The organism is Microlunatus sp. Gsoil 973 (assembly GCF_009707365.1).
Taxonomy (GTDB): Bacteria; Actinomycetota; Actinomycetes; order Propionibacteriales; family Propionibacteriaceae; genus Microlunatus.
Genome location: NZ_CP046122.1, coordinates 539,828 through 560,367 on the forward strand (window position 1 = coordinate 539,828; position 20,540 = coordinate 560,367).

The following is a 20,540-nucleotide window of genomic DNA, read 5'->3' on the forward strand; positions in this document are numbered from 1 at the left end:
ACCGCGGTGCCGACGGGGGTGATCCTGTCCAACCACGGCGGCCGGCAGCTGGACCGGACGCCTGCTCCGATCACCGTGCTGCCTGCGGTGCGCAAGGAGCTCGGACCCGACGTGCCGATCCTGGTGGACAGCGGCATCCGCAACGGCCAGGACATCGTCGCGGCCAGGGCACTGGGCGCCGACGCAGCACTGGTCGGCCGTGCCTACCTGTACGGGATCATGGCCGGCGGGCAGGACGGCGTGGTCAGGGCCTACGAGATCCTGGCCGGGGAATATCAGCGAGCCATGCAGCTGCTGGGCGTCCGGTCCAGCGACGAACTTTCTGACCGGCACGTGACATTGCCGGACTGATCCGGCGGATCAAGCGGATCGGTCGTGGAGATGACGATGGCTGCTGCGGCGATGGGACCGGCCCTACTGGCCGACTATCCGCCCGCCGCCATCTTCGGGCCGCGGCTGATGCATGACTATGAGTTCGTCTGGCTGCTCCGCGGATCCGCGTTGTGGTCGATCGACGATGATCAACATCTGCTCCGACCGGGCACCCTGGCGCTTGGCCGGCCGGGGGTCGTCGACTGCTACCGCTGGGATTCCGAACAGCCCTCCACGCACGCGTACGTGCATTTCGGGTTGACCGGCGTCGATCAGCTACCGGACCGGTGGCCGGCTGTCCGCAGCCTGGTCACGCTCCCGGTGCTGGACGGGATGTGCCGTTACCTGCTGCAACTGGCCGGTGATCCGTCGCCGGAGTCGGCTGCCCGTCGTGATCAACTCCTCGGCCTGATGGTGGAGATCTTCGTCGCCGGCCCGGTGCCGCGGGGCGAGGCGGTGCTGCCGCAGGTGATGATCACGATCGCCGGCCGGGTGCGCTCGGACTGGGACCGTTACGGGATCCGGCAGTTGGGAGTGGACGTGCTCGCCGCGGCCGGCGGCGTGTCGGCGGGACATCTGCACCGGCTGTTCCGCGATCAGTTCGGCGTCGGGCCGGGCCGTGCTCTGGAGCTGATCAGGCTGGCCAGAGCGGCCACAACGCTACGCCGCAGCAGCGCGTCCATTGCCGAGGTCTCCGCGCTGACCGGCTTTGCCAATCCGTACCATTTCTCCCGGCGCTTCAGTGCCGTCTACGGCGAACCACCGGGACGGTACCGGCAGGCCGAGGATCCGATCGACCCGCTGGCGCCACTGCAGGACACCGGGCTGCTCCAGCTCAGTTATCTGCTCGGATAGTCACGTCCCGAAGGGGCATGATCACGAACAGGGCATGATCACCAAGGAGGACAGGTGGCCGACAACCCCGCGTCGTACTGGCTGGTCGACGTCCGTCGGCCAGGCCGGCCGCGGCGACTCGACCTCCGGGTCGCCGGCGGGAGGGTGGCCGAGATCGTCGACCATGCCGTCGACCATGCCGCCGGTTATGGAGCCGGTTATGGCACCGGCGAGGTGATCGATGCCGAGGGTCGGTGGATCGCGCCCGGCCTCTTCGACGGGCACGTTCATGCCACCCAGTACGCCATCGACCGCAGCCGGATCGATCTGTCAACCGCCACCTCGGCCGCCCAGGCGGTCAGGTTGGTCGCCGATTCGGCGGTCCGGGGTGGCCCGGCGATCGGCGCGCGCTTCCGGGATGGACTGTGGCCGGACGTTCCGACGACGCAGCTGCTCGACGACGAGTTCGGTGCGTTTCCGGTGGTGCTGATCAGCGGGGATCTGCACTGTGGCTGGGCGAACTCGGCCGGCTGGACCCTGCTCGGGATCGGTGACCATCCGGCGGGCGTGCTGCGGGAGAAGTCGTGGATGGACGCCCTGGGCCGGTTGCCGGCGCCGCCCGCCGAGCGGATCGATGCGGTCCTGGATGCAGGGCTGCGCGAGGCGGCCGGCCGAGGGCTGGTCGGCCTTCGCGATTTCGAGTTCGCCGACAACCTCACCAGTTGGGAGCGGCGGCGGGCCGGCGGAGGTGTTCGGCTGCGGATCGAGGCCGGGATCATCCCGGAGCTGCTCGCGGCCGGAGCAGCACGGGGCCTGCACACCGGTGATCAACTTCCGGGCTCCGACGGCTTGATCACCATGGGACCGCTCAAGGTGTTGATCGACGGATCGCTGAACACCCGGACGGCGTACTGCCACACGCCGTACCCGGGTGGTGATCATCACGGTGATCATCACGGTGATCATCACGGTGATCATCACGGTGAGCTGGTGATCGATCATGACGCGCTGATCGAGCTGATGCAGGTCGCCCGGCAGCACGGACTGCAGATCGCCGTCCACGCGATCGGCGACCGGGCCAACACGATCGCCCTGGACTGTTTCGCCGAGACCGGGATCCGTGGCCGGATCGAACATGCCCAACTGGTTCGACCGGGGGATGTTCTGCGATTCGCCGAGCTCGGCGTGGTCGCCGGCATGCAGCCCTGGCATGCGGTCGACGACTGGCGGGTGGCAGATCGCTATTGGGCCTCGACATCGAGCATCAACTTCCCGTTCGGTTCGATGGCCGCTGCGGGCGCGAGCGTGGAGTTCGGCTCGGACGCACCGGTGGCACCGCTCGATCCATGGGGCTGGATCGCGGCGGCCGTTGATCGCGAGCCGTTCATCGGTCGGCCCTGGCACGCCGAGGAGCAGATCGATGTCCGGCGAGCGATGGCCTGGTCAGCCCTCGGCCGGTCGCAGATCGAAGTCGGACAACCGGCCGATCTGATGGTGCTGGACGAGGATCCGTACGCCGCCTCGGTGAAGGAACTGCTCACCATCGGTGTCTGGGCGACGGCGGTGGCCGGACACTGGGTGCACGGCGTTGAGGAGAGTTAGGTGGACCCGATGTACCGGAGGCACCTGCACCGTGACGTGGTCCGGCTGCCCGACGGCACACCGGTGACCGCGGTGAGCTTCGACCCCGACGATCCGTACAGCCGTGCGCAGGATCCTGACTTCGGGCTCTATCTCGATCATCGGTGGCAGCCGCCGTGGGAGCACGATCGGCTGTCCTGGCCGGACTTCGGTCTCCCGGACGATTCCGCGGCGGTGCTTGGGAAACTGCGGTCACTGATGGATCAGGCACGCCACGGCGAGCAGGTGGAGATCGGCTGCCTGGGCGGCCACGGCCGGACCGGCACGGCCTTGGCGGTCCTTGCCGTGTTGGCCGGCCATCCGGCCGCCGACGCGGTTGCCTGGGTGCGCATCCACTACTGTCCGATGGCGGTCGAGACCGCCGAACAGGAGGCATACGTCGAATCCCTGACCGACGCCGGTTGACTCGCCGGCTCCGACTGATCTGTCGGGCAGCCCCGCGCCAGCCAGTTGGCCGCTACCGGTTGCCCACCCGCGCGGTCGGGTGCACGATGGGATTGGCCGAGGGGGAGGCTATGGGCGAGCAGACGCGTATCGCTCCAACGGCGGAGTCGCTGCATCAGCGGGACCTCGACGACGCCCTGGAACGGTCGCTCGCCAGCCGCGACATCCTGCTGGCCTTCGGTCGTCAGGGCGACCGAGCCGATCTGATTCTGGACACTATCGTCGAGCGCGCCGCCCGACTGTGTCATGCCGACGCGTCCCTGCTGTTCCTGCTCGAGAATGACGTGTTCCGGCTGTCCCGGGTGTCCGGTGAGGTGACAGAGGCCTACGTGCGGCGGGTCAGCGACCATCCCAACCAGGTGGCCAGGGCCTCGGTGATGGGCCGCGCCGCACTCGACCGCCGAACACAGCGGATCGACGACGTGCTGCTCGATCCGGAGTACGGCCGGCAGGACCTCCAGGAGCGAGGCGGCTTCCGCACCCTGCTGGAGTCACCGATGCTGTACGGCGACGAGGTCGTCGGCGTGCTGCTGATGTGGCGGACCAAGGTCGACCCGTTCAGCGACCGGGATGTCTGGCTGCTGGAGGATTTTGCCGCCCAGGCTGCGATAGCCCTTCGACAGGCCGAGCTGACCACCTCGCTCGAGGCGCGCACCGCGGAACTGGCGAGCAAGGTCAAGCAACTGGAGGCGCTGCGTGAGTCGGCGAGGTGGTCAGCTCGACCCTCGACCCCGACACTGTCCTGGACAGCATCGTCAGCAACGCCGTACGGCTGACCGGAACCGACGGCGGTTCGATCATGGAGTACGTCGAGGAGACCGACGCCTTCGTCGTTCGGGCGGCGTACGGCAGCAGCCCACAGCTGCTGGATCGCCTGCATAACGTGATCATCCGGCGCGCCGCTTCGCTGGTCGGCCGTGCCGTGACCGAGGCGCGGACGCTCCAGGTATCCGACCTGGCTGCGGTTTCACGGGACCGCACCTGGAGGCGCTGTTCGCCGACGGCTGGCGCTCGGTGCTGGCGATCCCGATGATCCGAGGAGAGGTGACCGTCGGTGCCCTGGTGATCCGACGGCGGATGGCCGGCGCCTTCCCCGACGAGATGGTCGACCTGCTGGAGACCTTCGCCGCTCAGTCGTCCATCGCCCTGGTCAATGCCTGGCTGTTCCGTGAACTGGAGACCAAGTCGGCAGAACTCGAGGTGGCCAGCAGGCACAAATCGGAGTTCCTGGCCAGCATGTCCCACGAACTACGGACGCCGCTGAACGCCGTGATCGGATTCTCCGAGGTGCTCATCGACCGGATGTTCGGCGAGCTGAACGAACGGCAGGACGAGTACGTCCGGGACATCTGGAACTCGGGCCGCCATCTGCTCGAACTCCTCAACGAGATCCTCGACCTGTCCAAGGTGGAGGCCGGACAGATGGTCCTGGAACCGACGACGGTCGCCGTCGGCCAGACACTGGATTACGCCGTCTCGCTGGTCCGGGAACGCGCCATCAAGCACGGCATAACGGTTGACATCACGGTCGGACCCGGGATCGACACCATCGAGACCGACCCGCTGCGCTTCAAGCAGGTGATGCTCAACCTGCTCTCCAACGCCGTCAAGTTCACTCCCGACGGCGGACGGGTCGATGTCGCCGCCGAACTGATCAGCGACGAGCGGGCCGGCGACGGGCGGACCCGCGACGAGCTGGTCATCTCGGTGACCGACACCGGCCCGGGCGTCCCGGAGGAGGACCGCGAGCGGATCTTCGACTCCTTCCAGCAGGGCGGACGCGGGTTGGCCCGGGAAGAAGGCACCGGGCTCGGCCTGACACTGTCCCGGCGAATCGTCGAACTGTTCGGCGGCAGGCTCTGGCTGGATTCCGATGTCGGTCAGGGCAGCAGGTTCGCGTTCACCATTCCGCTGAACGAAGCTCCCGCCCGCGGACAGTCCGCCGAGTCCGAGACCTCCGGACGTCCAACCGTGCTGCTGGTTGATGACGACCGGGCGTCGCTGGACCTGATCGAGGCCTATCTCCAAGGCACCCGAGTACGGCTGGAACGCGCGATGGATGGATCCGAAGCGTTGCGGCTGGCCCGGAATCTGCAGTTGTCCGGCATCATCCTCGATCTGCGGATGCCCCGGATGGACGGCTGGCAGGTGCTTGATCAACTCCAGGACGACCCGGCGACGGCCGGTGTGCCGATCGTCATCGTCTCGGTGGTCGATGATCGACTTCAGGGCCTGGCCAGGGGCGCTGCAGAGTACTTGATCAAACCGGTCAGCCGCGATGATCTGCTGGCTGCGCTGGCCCGGGCAGGCGTCGTCGAATCAGGGGGTCCGGCGTGACCACCGCGGCCCGGATCCTGGTGGTGGAGGACAACCCGCTCAACCTCAAGTTGGTCCACGACGTGCTGGAGGCCAACGGGTACGACGTGATCGCCGCGACGTCGGGCGAAGAGGGCCTGCGGCTCGCCGCCGAGCAGCCACCGGATCCTGTCCTGATGGATCTGCAACTGCCCGGCATCGACGGCACCGAAACCCTGCACCGGCTGCGCAATGGAACCCTGGACGGACGGGTGCCGATCGTGGCCGTGACGGCGTTCGCGATGGCCGAGGACCACCGCAGTGCGGCTCGCTCCGGCTTCGACGGCTATCTGGAGAAACCGATCAGCGTCCGGTCGCTGGCCGGCCAGGTGGAGAACTTCCTACGCGGCGGCGCGTCATGACCGAGCAGCCGGTCACCGTCCTCGCGGTCGACGACCAGCCGGCCAATCTCCGCCTGCTCGACGCCGTGCTCAGCCCCCGCGGCTACGATGTGATCCCTGCCTCCTCCGGCGAGCAGGCACTGGCGCTGTTGGAGACCCGGGACGTCGACCTGGTGCTGCTCGATGTCGTCATGCCGGGCCTGGACGGCCATCAGGTCTGTCGCAGCATCCGGGCGCAGTCGCGGACCGCCTTCCTGCCGGTGGTGATGATCACCGCGAGCGGTGACCAGCAACGGTTGGCCGCCCTGGAGTCCGGCGCGGACGACTTCGTGACCAAGCCGTTCGACCAGGCCGAGTTGCTGGCCAGGGTCGCCTCGCTCGCCCGGATCAAGCGCTACCACGACACCATCGAGCGGCAGGCCGCCGAGCTCACGGCGTGGAACGCCGAGCTCGAATCGCGGGTGGCGGCGGGCATCGCCGAACTGGAACGGACCAACCGGCTGCGACGCTTCCTCTCACCGCAGTTGGTCGATGTCGTTCTCGGCGACCAGCGACTGCTGACCAGCCACCGGCAGGAGATCGTCGTGGTGATCTGCGATTTCCACGGCTTCACCACGTTCGCCGAGACCAGCGAGCCGGAGGAGGTGATCACCGTGCTCCGCGATTATCACGCCGTCGTCGGACGGCGGGTGCACGAGCACGCCGGCACTCTGGAGCGGTTCACCGGCGACGGTGTGATGATCTTCTTCAACGACCCGGTCCCGTGCGACGACGCGGCCGTACGGATGGCGCTGGACATCGGAGACGACGTCAAGGAGCTGTCCAAGGACTGGCTGCGCCACGGACACCTGCTGACCCATCGCAGCGGGATCGCCCAGGGCTACGCCACGCTGGGCCGGATCGGGTTCCCGGGCCGGTTCGACTATGCGGCCATCGGCAGCGTCACCAATCTGGCCGCCCGATTGTGCGATATCGGCCAGGACTGGGAGATCCGGGTCACCGATCGGGTGCTGGCCGCACTGGAGGACCGCGCCGAGTCCGAACTGATCGGTGACCTTCGGCTGCGTGGCTTCTCGCGACCGGTCCGCGTCCACAGCATCACAGCGCTCGAACCGTCAAGGCAGGCGATCCGATGACCACAACACTGAAGCGAACCGTCGGCGAACCACCGGCCTCCGGCCACACGTTGTCCCAGCTCGGTGAGGCCGAGCGGTACGCCGCCTACGACCGACTGCAGCAGTCGATGCCCGATGTCTGGGCGGCAATGCGCCAGGACCACACCGATGAGTCCGTCGTCGTTGTGCCCTCGATCAGCCTGGAACGCACCACGAGTTCACCGGGCACGCTCGTCCAGGCAATGGAGGAGCGCGCGCTGTTCCTGCTGTTGCTGTTGCGGCAACCCAGGTTGCGGATGATCTACGTGACATCGATGCCCGTCCCCGAATCGATCGTCGACTATTACCTCGGACTGCTCCCCGGAGTGATCATCAGCCATGCCCGGGCCAGGCTGACCATGATCAGCATCGGTGACGCCGGCCCTGGTTCACTGAGTGCCAAGTTGCTGGCCCGGCCGAGACTGCTGCACCAGGTCCGATCGCTCATCCCCAACCCGGCCCGCTGCCACCTCATCCCGTACAACACCACTGCGGCAGAGCGTGACGTGGCCTTGAGTCTCGGCATCCCGATGTACGGCGCCGATCCCCGGCTGGCAGACCTCGGTACCAAAACCGGTTGCCGACGGATGTTCACCGAACTCGGCATCCGTTGTCCGGTCGGCGCCGACGACCTGAGCTCGGTGGACGACCTGGTCAGCGCGATCCAGGACATGCGTCAGCGGCGGCCGGCGATCGCGGAGGCGATCACCAAGCTCAACGACGGCGTCTCGGGATCGGGCAATGCGCTGGTCGATCTCCGTGATCTTCCTGCCCCGGGCTCCGCGGAGGAGCCGGAGGCGATCCGCCGACGGGTGCTCGCGCTGGCCTGCGAGAACCCCAAGATCGACATCGAGACGTACCTGGCGGCGTTCGCCGCGGACGGCGGCATCGTCGAGGAGCGCATCACCGGTGAGCAGCTGGCCAGTCCGAGCGTGCAGATGCGGGCGCTCACCGACGGCACCGTCGAGCTGCTGTCGACCCATGATCAACTTCTCGGCGGAGCGAGCGGCCAGCGCTATCTGGGCTGCATCTTCCCGGCCGATCCGGCCTATGCCCGGATGATCGCCGAGGACGCGATGGTGATCGGCAGGCACCTGGCCGGCCTCGGCGTGATCGGCCGGTTCGCCGTGGACTTCGTCACAGTCAGGGACGGGGCGGGGGACTGGACGCCGTACGCGATCGAGCTCAATCTGCGCAAGGGCGGGACCACCCATCCGTTCCTGACTCTGCAGTTCCTCACCGACGGTCGGTACGACGGCGGACGCGGCGTGTTCGAGACACCGGCCGGAGCCACCAAGTATCTGGTCGCCACCGATCATCTGGAGGACGATCGGCTCAGGGCTCTCACCGTGGACGACCTGTTCGACATCGTGGCACGGCATCACCTGCACTACGACGCCTCGCGCCAGTCCGGAGTCGTCTTCCACATGTTCAGTTGCCTGACCGAATTCGGCCGCCTCGGCCTCACCGCGGTCGGCGACACCGCGGACGACGCCTGGCGGATCTATCAGACCGCCGAGAGGTTGTTGCTGGAGGAGGCGGACCAGGCGCTGGCCGAAGCACCGATCATCTGATGGTCAGCTGACGACCTTCGGTTCGCCGGCGCAGGGCGGCGCGGCCGTCGAGCTGCGCACGACCAGGGAGGTGGCCAGCTCTTCACGCGGCGGGGGACGATCCGACTCCGATGTCCTGAGCAGCAGCCGGAGGGCGGCTGCGCCCATCTCGGCGATCGGCTGTCGTACCGTGGTCAGCCCGGCCCACTCCGCCTCCGGAAGGTCGTCGAAACCGACCACACTCAGCTCCTCGGGGATGGCGATCCCACGATCGGCTGCCGCCCGCAGCAGGGCCAGCGCCAGATGGTCGGAATCGGCGAAGATCGCCGTCGGAGGCTCGGGCACGTCCAGCAGCCGCCCGGCCGTCGACATCAGGTCGAGTCGTCGGTCCCAGTGAACGAGCTGAACAATGCTCCCGCCGGCCATTTCCACGGTCGACCGGAAGCCGTCGATCCGTGCCCGGCTGAAGAGCAGCCCGGCACTCTCGGCCAGGACGCCGAACCGTCGATGGCCGAGGCCGAGCAGGTGATCGGCGACGTCACGTCCGGCGGACCAGTTCGTGGCACCGATACTGGCGCGGTCGTCCGGCGGCTGATCGACCGGATCGAGCAGCACCACAGGTATCCCCGCCGCATCCAGAGTGGCCAACTCCTGGGCCGACGCGTCCACCAATGCCAGCACCGCCCCGTGAGACCCGTGGGCCAGCAGGCGGGTCACCCAATCGTCACGATCACTCGGCCGGGCCACGGTGACCACCAGATCGAGGCCGGCCTCGGCTGCTGCACTCTCGACCCCGATCAGCACCTGGTTGGCCCATCCACCGCCGACACCGGCCAGCACCAGATCGACCAACCTCCGCTCCGCGGGACCGACCCTGCGCTGACCGGAACCCGACGTACGCCTCCGGTATCCGGTCTCGGCGACCAGTTCCATGATCCTGATCCTGGTCGCGGCGGACACGTCGGAGCGACCGTTGAGCACCTTGGAGACGGTCGGGACGGTGGTCCCGGCGCGGGCGGCGATGTCGGCGAGGGTCGGCTGGCGTCCGCCCGGAGCAGTCATGACCTCATCATTGACTCCGCAATCACTTTGCGCAACATCAGGATCGTTGACAGCCGTCGTTCCGCGTGAAAGGCTCCGTCTGAAGCGGGACGCGGTTGCGATGCCACCACGTCGTTGCGCAACTTTCACGAGGAGAATCACACCGCCGATGGCAGCGAACCAGAATCCGCAGGCCCTGATCGTTCGCGGGGGTTGGGACGGTCACGAGCCCGTCCAGACCACCGACTCGTTCATCCCGTTCCTGACCGAGAACAACTACCAGGTCCGGGTCGAGGACAGCACCAAGATCTACGCCGACGCCGACTACATGGCGACGGTCGATCTGATCGTCCAGGTGGTGACCATGTCGACCATCGAGAAGGACGAACTCGCCGGTCTGCGGCAGGCCATCGCCAACGGCACCGGGATGGCAGGCTGGCACGGTGGTATCGCCGATTCCTTCCGCAACAGCGCCGACTACCTGCAGCTGATCGGTGGCCAGTTCGCCCATCACCAGGCCAAGGCCCGCCCGGAGGAGCTGAAGGGCGAGGCCGCGGACAACTTCGTCCGCTACACCGTCAACATCCACCCGGACCAGAAACAGCATCCGATCGTCGCCGGCATCGAGGACTTCGAGCTGGAGACCGAGCAGTACTGGGTGCTCAGCGATGACTACAACGACGTGCTCGCCACGACGACCATCCCGGCCAGGGACTTCGACGCCTGGCACCGGCCGATCACCTGCCCGGCGATCTGGACCCGGCAATGGGGCAACGGCAAGATCTTCGTCAGCACTCCCGGCCACCAGCTGACGGTGGTCGATCACCCATCGGTCCGCACGATCATCGAGCGCGGAATGCTGTGGGTGACCCGATGACCGCGGCACACGCGAGGCCCACCAATTCGGTGCAGCCCATCAATTCGGTGCAGCCGATCAAGGTCGGCATCGTCGGGGTCGGCAAGATCTCCGGTCAGTACTTCGACACCATCTCCCGGCTGCCGGTGCTCCAGCTGACGTCGGTCGCAGACCTCAACACTGCGCTGGCCGCCGAGGTGGCCGCGGAACACAGCGTCAGGAACCTGACGGTCGAGGAATTGATCACCGACGACGATGTCGATCTTGTGCTCAACCTGACCATCCCGGCGGCGCACGCCGAGATCGCGCTGCAGGCGATCGCCGCCGGCAAGCATGTCTACGGTGAGAAGCCGCTGGCGGCGACCTTCGAGGACGGGGCCAAGATCATCGACGCCGCCAGGGCCGCCGGGGTCCGGGTCGGCTCAGCGCCGGACACCGTCCTCGGCACAGGCACCCAGACGGCGCGCAGGGCCGTTGACGACGGGTTGATCGGTACGCCGATCTCGGCTGTGGCGACCATGGTCACACCCGGCCATGAACGCTGGCACCCGAACCCGGACTTCTACTACCAGCCGGGTGGCGGGCCGCTGCTGGACATGGGGCCGTACTACATCAGTTCCTTGATCACGATGCTCGGCCCGGTGGCCCGGGTGATCGGTGCCGCGAGTCACCAGCGGGACAGCCGGACGATCGGTTCCGGGCCGCGGGCGGGGGAGACGATCCCGGTGAACGTCGACACCCACGTGACCGGGGTCCTGGTGCACGAGTCCGGCGTGCTGTCCACCTTGATCATGAGCTTCGACGCTGCGGCCACCAGGGCCTCCAACATCGAGGTGCATGGATCAGAGGCAACGCTGATCGCACCCGACCCCAACCAGTTCGGTGGCGATGCGTCGATCCATCCGGTCGGCGGGGAATGGTCGGTGCTGCCGGTCAGCGCCGGCTACCGGGACGCCGGGCGCGGCTACGGGATCGCCGATCTCGCGGCCACCCCGGCCGACCAGCAGATCCGGGCCAGCGGTGATCTCGGCCTGCACGTCCTGGACGTGATGCTCTCGCTGCTGCAATCGGCCGAGCAGGGGGTCTCCGTCGAGGTGACCACGACCTGCCTGCGACCCGAGGCCGTTCCGCTGGGTGACGCTCCCGGTGGCGTGACCGCCGCCTGACCGGACGGCCGGTTAGGGCTCGACCAGCGCGCCGTCCGGTCGCCGGACGCCGGCTGCCCACGCGTCATGGCCGGACAGGCCCGGCGCGAACCGGGCGGCCGCCTGCTCGTCGATGTCGATGCCCCAGCCGGGGGTCTCGTTCGGCCGGAGCCACCCGTCCTCGATCCGCAGCGTGCCAGGAAAGACCTCGTGCGTCGCGTCGTTGTAGAGGTGTCCCTCCTGGATGCCGAACGCGACCGAGTTGATGTCGAGGGCGACGTTGGCCGCGGCACCGATCGGTGAGGTGTCGCCCGGCCCGTGCCAGGCCGTCCTCACCCCGCTGAGTTCGGCCAGTGCAGCCAACTTGCGGGCCGGTGTCAGCCCGCCGATATCGCTGATGTGGCTGCGGATCAGGTCGACCCCGCCGTTCCGGATCAGCTGGATCGCCTCGGTCATCGAGGTGGTCAGTTCGCCGACGGCGATCGGCGTACTGGTCGCGGACCGGATCTCCGGCAGCCGGTCCCAGTGCTCCGGCGGCAGGATGTCCTCCAGGAAGAACAGCCGGTACGGCTCCAGCGCCCTCGCCAGCCACAACGCGTCCTTCGGGGTGAGCCGGGAGTGGACGTCGTGGAGAAGTTCGACGTGCTCCGGCAGCGTGCTGCGAGCCTGTTCGAAGAGCCGGGGCGTGCGGCGCAGGTAATCCCGCGCGCTCCAGCCGTCCGGGTAGGGAGCGTCGGGGTATTCGCCGCGGAGTCTCGGTGCGCCGTAGCCACCACTGCCGGGTGTCGCCTGTTGCAGCCGAATGTAGCGCCAGCCCTGGTCGACGAAGCTCTGTGCGCGCTCCAGAGTCTCCTCGATCGTCGTCCCAGCGGCGTGGATGTAGGTGTCGACGGCTGCGCGCACCTTGCCGCCGAGGAGTTCGTGGACCGGGAGGCCGGCGCGCTTCCCGGCGATGTCCCACAACGCCTGGTCGATGCCGGAGATCGCGTTGTTGATCACCGGGCCGTTGCGCCAGTAGCCGGCGAAGCCGCAGAGCCGGACCAGGTCGCCGATGTCCCCGGGATAGCGGCCGATCAGCAGTCGGGCCAGATGATCATCGACCATGGTCCGCACCGCCTTCCAGCGTTGGGTGAAGGTTGCGCAGCCCAAGCCGTACAGGCCGTCGGTGTCGGTGTCGATGCGAACGACGACCAGCGGGATCCCCTCTGGCGCGGTGACGATCGTCCGTACGCCGGAGATGGTGATCTTCTCGCGGGCCGGCCACGGGTCGGCGAAGGTGGGAACGGACTCAGTCAGCTCTGCGGACACGGGCGACGACACTCCTTCGGTTCGGCGACGCCGGTATCGTACTGACCATGATCACGGCCGGGTACCCGGTCGGGGTGATCGCCGGCCGGGGTGATCTGCGCTACCCGAGGTGGCGGCACGGCCGATCTTTGCCGGTACGGGCATCCTGGTGACCATGGTGGGCAGCCGGCTGATGCGCGTCGTCTGGCCCGAACACCCGGAACGGTGGCGGGAGGTCCCGGGCCGCCTGGTCCCGTTCGGCGCCATGGTGCTGCGGCTGAGCCTTGCCGCCGTGGTGTCCTACCTGCTGACCAGGGCGATCTCGGGCAACGGTCCGGTTGACCTGACCGGCCCGCTCACCGCGCTCCTCGTGTTGCAGGCCTCGACGCTGTCCACGCTGCGGATGGGCGTGGTCCGTGTCGGCGCAGTGTTGTGCGGGGTGCTGATCGCGATATTCCTGTCGAACTGGATCGGACTCACCTGGTGGAGTCTCGGCGCGGCGATCATGGCGGCGATCGTTGCGGCCCGCCTGCTCAGGCTCGGCGAGCAGATGCTCGAGGCGCCGATCAGCGCGATGCTGATCCTCGGTGTCGCGCACCACGACGTGGCCGCCTACGTCCGGGTGATCAACACGTTGGTCGGCGCCGGGGTCGGGATCGCCTTTGGGATCCTCTTCCCGACCGCCCTGGCCGCCGCTGCGGTCGCGCGCTCGGTGCGCCGCGTCGCGGAGATGACCGCGGCTCCGCTCGACTCGGCGGCCGAGACCTTGCAGGAGGGCGCAGCCACCCAGGAACAGGCGCAGGGCTGGCTCGACCAGGCACGGGACGCAGCCGGCGAGCTGGCCTCGGTGAACCGGTCGGTGTCGAATCTGCGAGAGCGCCGTCGCTGGAATCCGCGGGCGATCGGCACCAGCGACGTCGTACCGGTCTTCGACTCGGGGCTGGAAACCTTCGACCGCTCGCTGCTGGCGATCCGGGCACTGTTCACTGCGATGATCAGCGAGCTTCCCCACGAGCCGCCGGAGGATCAGCCGGAGGATCAGCCGGACGGTCTAGCGGATCCGTACGGTGAGGATCTTCGGCAGATCTTCTCCGTGGTGTTGTCCCAGACCGCCGGTTGTCTGCGAGCGTTCGGTGATCTGGTGGTTGCGGAGGCTGAGGCCCGCGAGGACGAGGCGGAAGCGGCGCTCGCCGAAGGGCTGGAGTACGCCGGCGAGACGAGGGCGATGCTGGCCGAGCTGATGTTGGTCGATCCGCCGCCGGAGTACCAGATGTTGCGGGGGTCTCTGGTGATCGCCCTGGAGCATGTGCTCACCGAACTGCGGCTGGAGAACCGCCAGCGGGTGCGCCAGGCCCGCCAGGTCGCCCGGCTGCCCGTGGTGGTGGAGAGCGTGCTGTTGCATCCCGACCGGCCCTATCCGCGGGCGGTGGACATGATGCGGGACCGCCGCACGGCGCGATCGGTCTGGGACCGGGCGGTGGCGATCTCCGGCCGGCGGCGTCGCCGGGCCCGGCGAGCGCCCGACGAGCGTTGATCCCCGACCTGGGTAAGCCGCCCTCGACCGGTAGACATTCCGTGTTAGGTTTACCTAACTTAAACCGAGTTCGAGGGATCGTCGATGACAGAGAGCCTGATGTCGGACCGCTGGGTGACGCCCCGGCGGGCACAGGTAGAGACCGTCAGCGTGCTGCGCAGCGAACCGATCTCCTCCGGCTTCCGACGGATCACCGTCGGCAACGACGATGCCGGATTCGGCGAACACTTCAGCTATCTCGGCTTCGACCAGTGGCTGCGACTGTTCCTGCCGAACTCGGCCGGAATCCTGGAACCTCCCTATGGCGATCTGGACGGCTGGTACTCCCGTTGGCTGTCCGGCGAGGAGTCCAGGCGTTGTGTGATCCGGAACTACACCATCCGGGATGCCCGGCAGAACGGGGACCGCTGGGAACTCGACATCGATTTCGTGCTGCACAACGGTCCGGGCGGCGAGATCGAGGGAGTCGCGGCCCGCTGGGCCCAGGAAGCGCGACCGGGTGACCGGATCGGAGTTCTTGATCAGGGCCGGTTCTTCGACGCCGACGATCATCACGGGCCGATCATGATCATCGCCGACGAGACCGGGGTGCCGGGCGTCGAGGGGATCGCCCGCTCCCTGGCCGGCCGCCGGGCGAGCTACCTGCTCGAGGTGCCGCATGCCGACGACCGGCGCGACCTGGCGGCCGACGACGTCACCTGGGCCGTCCGCGATCCGCACCTGATGCCCGGCGCGACACTGCTGCCGGCCGTCCGGGAACTCTCCATCGACAACACGTCGTATGTCTACGTGGTGGGGGAGGCGTCCTTCATGCTGACCGTCCGGAATCTGGCCAAGGCGGCCGGAGTGCCGAAGGACAAGATCGACTTCTGTGCCTACTGGCGGCCGGTCCGCAACTCGTGATTCGTCCGCCGTCCGGCTGGACCGCTAACCTTGACCGGTCCGGCCGCGGCCCGGGTGCATAGCTCAGTTGGTTAGAGCACTTCCCTTACAAGGAAGGGGCCGGGGGTTCGAGTCCCTCTGCACCCACTGATCCAAAACCTAAGCCCAAACTTTGCCCGGCCTCGGAATCTGATGCCCGTGTGCCGATCGGGCCGGGGCTACTCTGTCGCGGGTTTCTATTCCAGGGGAGCAGATGCAGCCTTCGATGGTCGGCGGCGGCGTGGTCCCGAGTCCCGTTTTCGTGGACCGGAGCGGGCGACGGCGCCGCCTGGTGAAACGCATCGGGATCGGGGTCACGATCCTGGGCGTCGCCTACGGCGCCGTCCTGGTGTCGCTGAGCACGCTCGGCGTCCACATCGACGCACCGGGTCTGCCGCTGGTGGAGCAGCATTCACCGGTGTCGGCCGAGCGACCCAGCGACGTTCGGAGCGGGCATGTCCGATCGGCGCGCGGAACGACACCGGGCACGGCATCGCGTTCCTCGGCTTGAGCCGGCGGGGCGTCGACCGATCGACCGGCTTCGGCCCCGGATCCGAGCACGTCGCCGGCCGCACGGCATACCGAAGCATCCGGTCCCGTCCTCCCACGGGGTGTCGGCCCGACCTCTCGACCGTCAGCATCCACCCCTGCCGCTGCGTCCGATGCCGGATCGGTGATCCCGGCCCGGAATGCCGCGGCGCAGGATGCGCCGTCCGCTTCGACCTCGCCCCTACCGAGCCCGTCCGTCGTGGCGCCGACCAGAGGCAGGAGTGCTGACGCCCCCGGAGTGACTCGCCGATCGACCCGTACCAACCAGGGGCGGACCAGCGGCGCCAGTGAGAGCGTCCCGGGCGCAGCGCATCGGGCGACACCGGCGCCCCCGGACCAGCCCGGAAACCCCGCGAAGGGCACACCGACCACCGCACCGACTGCACCCGCCCGGCCGAAGCCGCAGTCGTAACGATGGTTCGGCCACGCCATTCGGCGCGGGAGATCAAGCCCAAGATCCACTGGATCGTCCTCGGCGTGAGCATGGTCGCGCTGCTGCTGGCGTTGCTCGTTCAGGGCTACACCAACCACCTGTTCGGCGTTTCACGCGACGTACGGCCCGCCGGGCCGGCCGATGAGGTGCCGGCGGCGATCAGGACCGGCGGCCCGATCATCGACGACCGGGGTGCGACACCACGCACGGCCCGGCCCGGGCAGAACGTCATCGCGTTGACCTTCGACGACGGTCCCGATCCGGTCTGGACCCCGAAAATCCTGGCTGTACTGAGGGAACAACGGGTGCGCGCGACGTTCTTCATCGTCGGGAGTCAGGCGATCGCCAACCCGGGAGTCGTCCGACAGACCGTCGAGGACGGCAACGAGATCGGCATCCACACGCTGACCCACCCCGACCTCGGCAGGCTGCCCGCCTGGTGGCAGAGCCTCGAGTACAGCAACGCCCAGCTGGCGATCGCCGGCATCACCGGGCAGCAGACCTCGCTGTTGCGGCCGCCGTACAGTTCGGAGAACGCGGCGGTCGACAATCGGATGCTCGGCGTCATCGACAACGCCGCCAAGGACGGCTACCTGGTTTCGCTGACCACGCTGGACAGCGAGGACTGGACCCATCCCGGCGTGCGCCGGATCGTACGGAACGCCACGCCGACCGACCGGGCGGGACAGGTGCTGCTGCTGCACGATGCCGGAGGCAACCGAGCCCAGACCGTTGCTGCGCTGCGCCGGTTGATCCCCGAACTGCGGGCCAAGGGATACCGGTTCGAGACGCTCGGCCAGGCGGTCGGGGCGGCGGGACTTCAGAAACCGGCGACCCCGGCCCAGCGGGTCGCCGGGCAGGCCTTGGTGGCCGAGATCAGGCTGAGCGAACTCGTCGTCTCCAGCATGGATGTCGCGCTGATCATCGCCGGCGCGCTGGCCCTGCTGCGGGCCGTCCTGGTGATCGTCGCGGCAAGACGGCACACCAGACGGCGGCCGGTGCACGCAGCCGTCACCGACCCGGTCACGGTCGTGATGCCGGCCCACAACGAAGCAGCCGGGATCGAGGCTGCGGTTCGCTCCGTCGTGGCGTCGACACACCGGGTCGAGGTCATCGTCGTCGACGACGGATCGACAGACGGTACCGCCGCGATCGTCGAACGGATGGGACTGGACCAGGTACGGGTGATCCGGCAACCCAACGGCGGCAAACCCGTAGCCCTCAACACCGGGATCGCGGCGGCGTCCCATGAGATCGTGGTCATGGTCGACGGCGACACCATCTTCGACCCCGATACGGTCCACACCCTGGTTCAGCCCTTCGCAGACGCCAGCATCGGCGCTGTGTCGGGCAACGCCAAAGTGCTGAACCGTGGGGGTCTGCTCGGTCGCTGGCAGCACATCGAGTACGTCCTGGGCTTCAACCTGGATCGCCGGTTCTTCGACGTAGCGCAGTGCATGCCGACGGTCCCCGGTGCGATCGGCGCCTTCCGGCGCAGCGCATTACAGGAAGTCGGCCTGGTCAGCAGCGACACGCTTGCCGAGGACACGGACCTGACGATGGCGCTGTGTCGCGCCGGCTGGCGAGTGGTCTATGAAGAACACGCGAGGGCGTGGACCGAGGCGCCGGCCTCGGTCGGCGCCTTGTGGAAACAGCGCTACCGCTGGTCCTACGGAACGTTCCAGGCGATGTGGAAGCATCGCCGCGCAATGCTGCAGCGGGGTCAGGCAGGAAAGCTCGGCCGCCGCGGACTGACCTACCTGTTGATGTTCCAGGTCCTGTTGCCACTGCTGGCCCCAGCGGTCGATGTCTTCGCACTGTACGGTCTGATGTTCCTGAGTCCGACCCGGGTGATCGGTGTCTGGCTGGCTTTCCTCGCCCTGCAGATGATCATGGGTGGGTATGCGTTCAAGCTGGACCGGGAACCCGCCGGGCCGCTCTGGGCGATGCCGCTGCAACAATTCGTCTACCGGCAGCTGATGTATCTGGTGGTGATCCAATCGGTCTTCACCGCCGTGACAGGGCTGCCGCTGCGCTGGCAGCGGATGGAGCGCTACGGGTCACTGTCGGCGACCCCGAGCAGCGCTACGGGGACGCCTGGCCGTTCCCGCGCTTGAAATCCACCTCTTCGAGGCGGGTCTGGACTGTCCGACCGCTCTCCCAGGCGTTCGCACCGGGCAGCACCTCCGGCATCGGGATGTCGGCGCGCTTGCGGCGATTGGCAAAGCTCGACACGCCGAGCCTGCGATCCCGGTCACTGACCAGCTCCTCGCGGGTCTGCCCGTCCCGGGTGAATCCCATCATCAGCTGCGGAATCCCGTACGGGAAGTCATCACGGTCGTACTGCCAGGTGTGGAAGGTCTTCCCGTACGTCGTCACCAGGTCCTCGAAGTAGGCGTGCTCTGCCAGTTCCGGCACCCCGGGAGCCGTCAGCGTGCCCGACTTCACCTCGTAGTGATGGCTGTGCCACAACCGCTTCTCCTCCTCGGGCAGGCTGCGGAACCGGTCGGCGCTGATGATGTACTCGATACCGATCAGCCGGGCGTCGGGCGCGTTCTGATCGAAGATCACGCATTGGTGCAGGTCGTGCCGCAGATGGACGCAGAAGTGGGTCGCCTCGACCTGCCGACCCATGTCGTCGGCGTACATGTGGAATCCGTTGAGGTAGGTGCTCATCGCCTCCAGTGGATACTTCCGCTGGACCACTGCGGACGCGAGATCGAGGACTCGATGTTTCAGCGGATGCCCGCCGCCGATCTTGCCGATGCTGAGCAGTTTGCGGCCGAACAGTACGCCGAAACCTGCAGCCGCGCCCGCTGCGATTCCGGCGCCGACCGCTGTTGTCCGCCCGGCGCCACCGGTCTGCGACCCGCCCCGCTTGTCCACGAGGGCTAGCTACCCGTGGACCCCATCGCGAACCAGGGCTGTGTCAGAGTTGCGTCGTGGAGTCACCAGCGCTGCAGTTGCTCCGGCGTCATGTCGAAGCGGGGACGATTCCCGGAGGGGTGGTGCTGCTGGACACCGGGGACCAGGTCGAGGTGGACAGCGCCGGTCTCGAGTCCTTCGGGGGCGGGCCGATGCGGGTGGACGCGATCATGCGCATCCAGTCGATGACCAAGATCATCGAGGCGGTCGCCGCCCTGCGCCTGGTGACGGCCGGCCGACTCGGGCTCGACCAGAGCCTGACCGAGTGGCTGCCGGAGCTCGCCGACCGGCGGGTGTTGACCAGTCCGGCTGCCGATCTCGATGACACTGTGCCGGCCCGACGCCCGATCACCCTTCGCCACCTGCTCACCAACACCTCCGGCTACGGCATGATTCTCCAGCCCTCTCCGCTGCAACGGGCCATGGACGCCAACGGCACCGCCGCCGGACCGGAACCAACGGCGTTCGGGGCCGATGAGTGGCTGCGTCGGCTGGCCGAACTGCCGCTCGCCTTCCAACCGGGAGAGGGCTGGCGCTACCACCACTCCTTCGGTCTGCTGGGCATACTGATCTCCCGGCTCTCGGGAAAGCCGCTGGGCCGGCAGCTGGCCGACGACATCTTCGAGCCGCTCGGAATGAACGACACCGCGATGTGGGTACCGGCGGCCGATCTCCACCGTCTGCCGGCTGCCTACCGTCACGACGACACCGGCTGGATCGAGACCGAACCGGTGGGCGGCGGCTGCTACGCGGCGCCGCCCGCCTTCGACGTCAGTCATGAGGAGCTCGTCTCGACGGCAGCCGACTTCCACCGCTTCCTCCGGTCGTTGGTCGATGGACAAGCGATCGACGGCCGGCCGCTGATATCTGCCGATCAGCTACGGCAGGTGACCAGTGATCAGGTCCCGGCGGCCTGCAAGACCGAGGACAGCTTCTTCCCCGGATTCTGGGACGGCAGCAGTTGGGGCTATGGCGTCAGCGTCGAAACCCGAGGACGCCACCGGGGCCGGTACGGCTGGGCCGGTGGCCAGGGCACCGACTTCTACGTCGATCCCGACGGAGCGATCGCGATCCTGCTCACCCAGGTGGAACTCGGTGAACACCTGGGTCCTCTGCTTGACGAGTTCCAAGCGCTGCGCTGACAGTCGGATCCGC

Annotated in this window: 20 protein-coding genes and 1 tRNA gene; 18 read left to right on the forward strand and 3 right to left on the reverse strand. The window is 67.9% G+C overall.

Annotation, left to right across the window (positions count from 1 at the left end; all coding sequences use genetic code 11):
• The first annotated feature begins 18 nt into the window (after positions 1–18).
• From GJV80_RS24465 to GJV80_RS02540, 10 genes are all read left to right on the forward strand, one after another.
• Positions 19–351: an alpha-hydroxy-acid oxidizing protein gene (locus GJV80_RS24465; RefSeq protein ID WP_255455605.1), complete on the forward strand. Its 333-nt coding sequence runs from the start codon at positions 19–21 to the stop codon at positions 349–351.
• A 30-nt stretch (positions 352–381) separates the two neighbouring features.
• On the forward strand, positions 382–1,227 hold the full coding sequence (locus tag GJV80_RS02510) for an AraC family transcriptional regulator (protein ID WP_230208485.1): 846 nt from the start codon (positions 382–384) through the stop codon (positions 1,225–1,227).
• 54 nt (positions 1,228–1,281) lie between these two features.
• Positions 1,282–2,808 (forward strand): amidohydrolase, encoded by a 1,527-nt coding sequence (locus tag GJV80_RS02515; RefSeq protein WP_154686561.1) that lies wholly within the window; start codon positions 1,282–1,284, stop codon positions 2,806–2,808.
• Between the two features lie 9 nt (positions 2,809–2,817).
• Entirely contained in the window at positions 2,818–3,252 is a 435-nt protein-coding gene (locus GJV80_RS02520; RefSeq protein WP_230208053.1) for a protein-tyrosine phosphatase family protein, read from the forward strand.
• A gap of 110 nt (positions 3,253–3,362) precedes the next feature.
• Positions 3,363–4,067 (forward strand): GAF domain-containing protein, encoded by a 705-nt coding sequence (locus GJV80_RS23505; protein WP_230208054.1) that lies wholly within the window; start codon positions 3,363–3,365, stop codon positions 4,065–4,067.
• Positions 4,001–4,324, forward strand: coding sequence for a hypothetical protein (locus tag GJV80_RS23510; protein ID WP_230208055.1), 324 nt, complete (start codon positions 4,001–4,003; stop codon positions 4,322–4,324). The genes GJV80_RS23505 and GJV80_RS23510 overlap by 67 nt, the downstream gene beginning before the upstream one ends.
• Positions 4,321–5,628, forward strand: a complete 1,308-nt coding sequence (locus tag GJV80_RS23515; protein WP_370518811.1) for an ATP-binding protein — start codon at positions 4,321–4,323, stop codon at positions 5,626–5,628. Before GJV80_RS23510 ends, GJV80_RS23515 begins: the two co-directional genes overlap by 4 nt.
• On the forward strand, positions 5,625–6,008 hold the full coding sequence (locus GJV80_RS02530; RefSeq protein ID WP_154686562.1) for a response regulator: 384 nt from the start codon (positions 5,625–5,627) through the stop codon (positions 6,006–6,008). The genes GJV80_RS23515 and GJV80_RS02530 overlap by 4 nt, the downstream gene beginning before the upstream one ends.
• Positions 6,005–7,123 (forward strand): adenylate/guanylate cyclase domain-containing protein, encoded by a 1,119-nt coding sequence (locus GJV80_RS02535; protein WP_154686563.1) that lies wholly within the window; start codon positions 6,005–6,007, stop codon positions 7,121–7,123. Before GJV80_RS02530 ends, GJV80_RS02535 begins: the two co-directional genes overlap by 4 nt.
• The gene (locus tag GJV80_RS02540) at positions 7,120–8,715 is read left to right on the forward strand and encodes a peptide ligase PGM1-related protein (RefSeq protein WP_154686564.1); all 1,596 of its coding nucleotides are present in this window, start codon (positions 7,120–7,122) and stop codon (positions 8,713–8,715) included. The genes GJV80_RS02535 and GJV80_RS02540 overlap by 4 nt, the downstream gene beginning before the upstream one ends.
• 3 nt (positions 8,716–8,718) lie before the next feature.
• Here GJV80_RS02540 and GJV80_RS02545 read toward each other — a convergent pair whose 3' ends face one another.
• Positions 8,719–9,756, reverse strand: a complete 1,038-nt coding sequence (locus tag GJV80_RS02545; RefSeq protein WP_230208057.1) for a LacI family DNA-binding transcriptional regulator — start codon at positions 9,754–9,756, stop codon at positions 8,719–8,721.
• Positions 9,757–9,904: 148 nt separating this feature from the next.
• On the opposite strand from GJV80_RS02545, the gene GJV80_RS02550 reads away from it, so the two are divergent.
• Entirely contained in the window at positions 9,905–10,612 is a 708-nt protein-coding gene (locus GJV80_RS02550) for a ThuA domain-containing protein (protein ID WP_154686565.1), read from the forward strand.
• The gene (locus GJV80_RS02555; RefSeq protein WP_154686566.1) at positions 10,609–11,757 is read left to right on the forward strand and encodes a Gfo/Idh/MocA family protein; all 1,149 of its coding nucleotides are present in this window, start codon (positions 10,609–10,611) and stop codon (positions 11,755–11,757) included. The genes GJV80_RS02550 and GJV80_RS02555 overlap by 4 nt, the downstream gene beginning before the upstream one ends.
• A 12-nt stretch (positions 11,758–11,769) precedes the next feature.
• Here the strand turns inward: GJV80_RS02555 and GJV80_RS02560 are convergent, their stop codons facing one another.
• Entirely contained in the window at positions 11,770–13,044 is a 1,275-nt protein-coding gene (locus GJV80_RS02560) for an enolase C-terminal domain-like protein (protein WP_230208058.1), read from the reverse strand.
• Between the two features lie 109 nt (positions 13,045–13,153).
• Here GJV80_RS02560 and GJV80_RS24715 point away from each other — a divergent pair, with 109 nt between their 5' ends.
• From GJV80_RS24715 to GJV80_RS02585, 5 genes are all read left to right on the forward strand, one after another.
• Entirely contained in the window at positions 13,154–14,557 is a 1,404-nt protein-coding gene (locus GJV80_RS24715; RefSeq protein WP_154686567.1) for an aromatic acid exporter family protein, read from the forward strand.
• Positions 14,558–14,641: 84 nt separating this feature from the next.
• A complete protein-coding gene (locus GJV80_RS02570) occupies positions 14,642–15,460 on the forward strand; it encodes a siderophore-interacting protein (RefSeq protein ID WP_154686568.1) in 819 nt (272 codons plus the stop codon).
• Between the two features lie 52 nt (positions 15,461–15,512).
• A tRNA-Val gene (locus tag GJV80_RS02575) sits at positions 15,513–15,586 on the forward strand.
• A 106-nt stretch (positions 15,587–15,692) separates the two neighbouring features.
• Entirely contained in the window at positions 15,693–15,989 is a 297-nt protein-coding gene (locus GJV80_RS02580; protein WP_154686569.1) for a hypothetical protein, read from the forward strand.
• A gap of 452 nt (positions 15,990–16,441) precedes the next feature.
• Positions 16,442–18,577, forward strand: coding sequence for a bifunctional polysaccharide deacetylase/glycosyltransferase family 2 protein (locus tag GJV80_RS02585; RefSeq protein WP_154686570.1), 2,136 nt, complete (start codon positions 16,442–16,444; stop codon positions 18,575–18,577).
• Here the strand turns inward: GJV80_RS02585 and GJV80_RS02590 are convergent.
• Positions 18,546–19,346: an OBAP family protein gene (locus GJV80_RS02590; protein ID WP_154686571.1), complete on the reverse strand. Its 801-nt coding sequence runs from the start codon at positions 19,344–19,346 to the stop codon at positions 18,546–18,548. The two genes, GJV80_RS02585 and GJV80_RS02590, sit on opposite strands and share 32 nt — an antisense overlap.
• A 56-nt stretch (positions 19,347–19,402) precedes the next feature.
• On the opposite strand from GJV80_RS02590, the gene GJV80_RS02595 reads away from it, so the two are divergent.
• The gene (locus GJV80_RS02595) at positions 19,403–20,527 is read left to right on the forward strand and encodes a serine hydrolase (protein WP_154686572.1); all 1,125 of its coding nucleotides are present in this window, start codon (positions 19,403–19,405) and stop codon (positions 20,525–20,527) included.
• Positions 20,528–20,540 lie beyond the last annotated feature (13 nt).

Excerpts from the sequence above, each read along its gene's own strand:
- GJV80_RS02545 (WP_230208057.1), bottom strand. The coding sequence starts at position 9,756 with ATGACTGCTCCGGGCGGACGCCAGCCGACCCTCGCCGACATCGCCGCC.
- GJV80_RS02555 (WP_154686566.1), top strand. The coding sequence starts at position 10,609 with ATGACCGCGGCACACGCGAGGCCCACCAATTCGGTGCAGCCCATCAAT.
- GJV80_RS02570 (WP_154686568.1), top strand. The coding sequence starts at position 14,642 with ATGACAGAGAGCCTGATGTCGGACCGCTGGGTGACGCCCCGGCGGGCA.
- GJV80_RS02585 (WP_154686570.1), top strand. The coding sequence starts at position 16,442 with ATGGTTCGGCCACGCCATTCGGCGCGGGAGATCAAGCCCAAGATCCAC.
- GJV80_RS02520 (WP_230208053.1), top strand. The coding sequence starts at position 2,818 with ATGTACCGGAGGCACCTGCACCGTGACGTGGTCCGGCTGCCCGACGGC.
- GJV80_RS02550 (WP_154686565.1), top strand. The coding sequence starts at position 9,905 with ATGGCAGCGAACCAGAATCCGCAGGCCCTGATCGTTCGCGGGGGTTGG.
- GJV80_RS02580 (WP_154686569.1), top strand. The coding sequence starts at position 15,693 with ATGCAGCCTTCGATGGTCGGCGGCGGCGTGGTCCCGAGTCCCGTTTTC.
- GJV80_RS23505 (WP_230208054.1), top strand. The coding sequence starts at position 3,363 with ATGGGCGAGCAGACGCGTATCGCTCCAACGGCGGAGTCGCTGCATCAG.
- GJV80_RS23515 (WP_370518811.1), top strand. The coding sequence starts at position 4,321 with ATGATCCGAGGAGAGGTGACCGTCGGTGCCCTGGTGATCCGACGGCGG.
- GJV80_RS02535 (WP_154686563.1), top strand. The coding sequence starts at position 6,005 with ATGACCGAGCAGCCGGTCACCGTCCTCGCGGTCGACGACCAGCCGGCC.
- GJV80_RS02510 (WP_230208485.1), top strand. The coding sequence starts at position 382 with ATGACGATGGCTGCTGCGGCGATGGGACCGGCCCTACTGGCCGACTAT.
- GJV80_RS02540 (WP_154686564.1), top strand. The coding sequence starts at position 7,120 with ATGACCACAACACTGAAGCGAACCGTCGGCGAACCACCGGCCTCCGGC.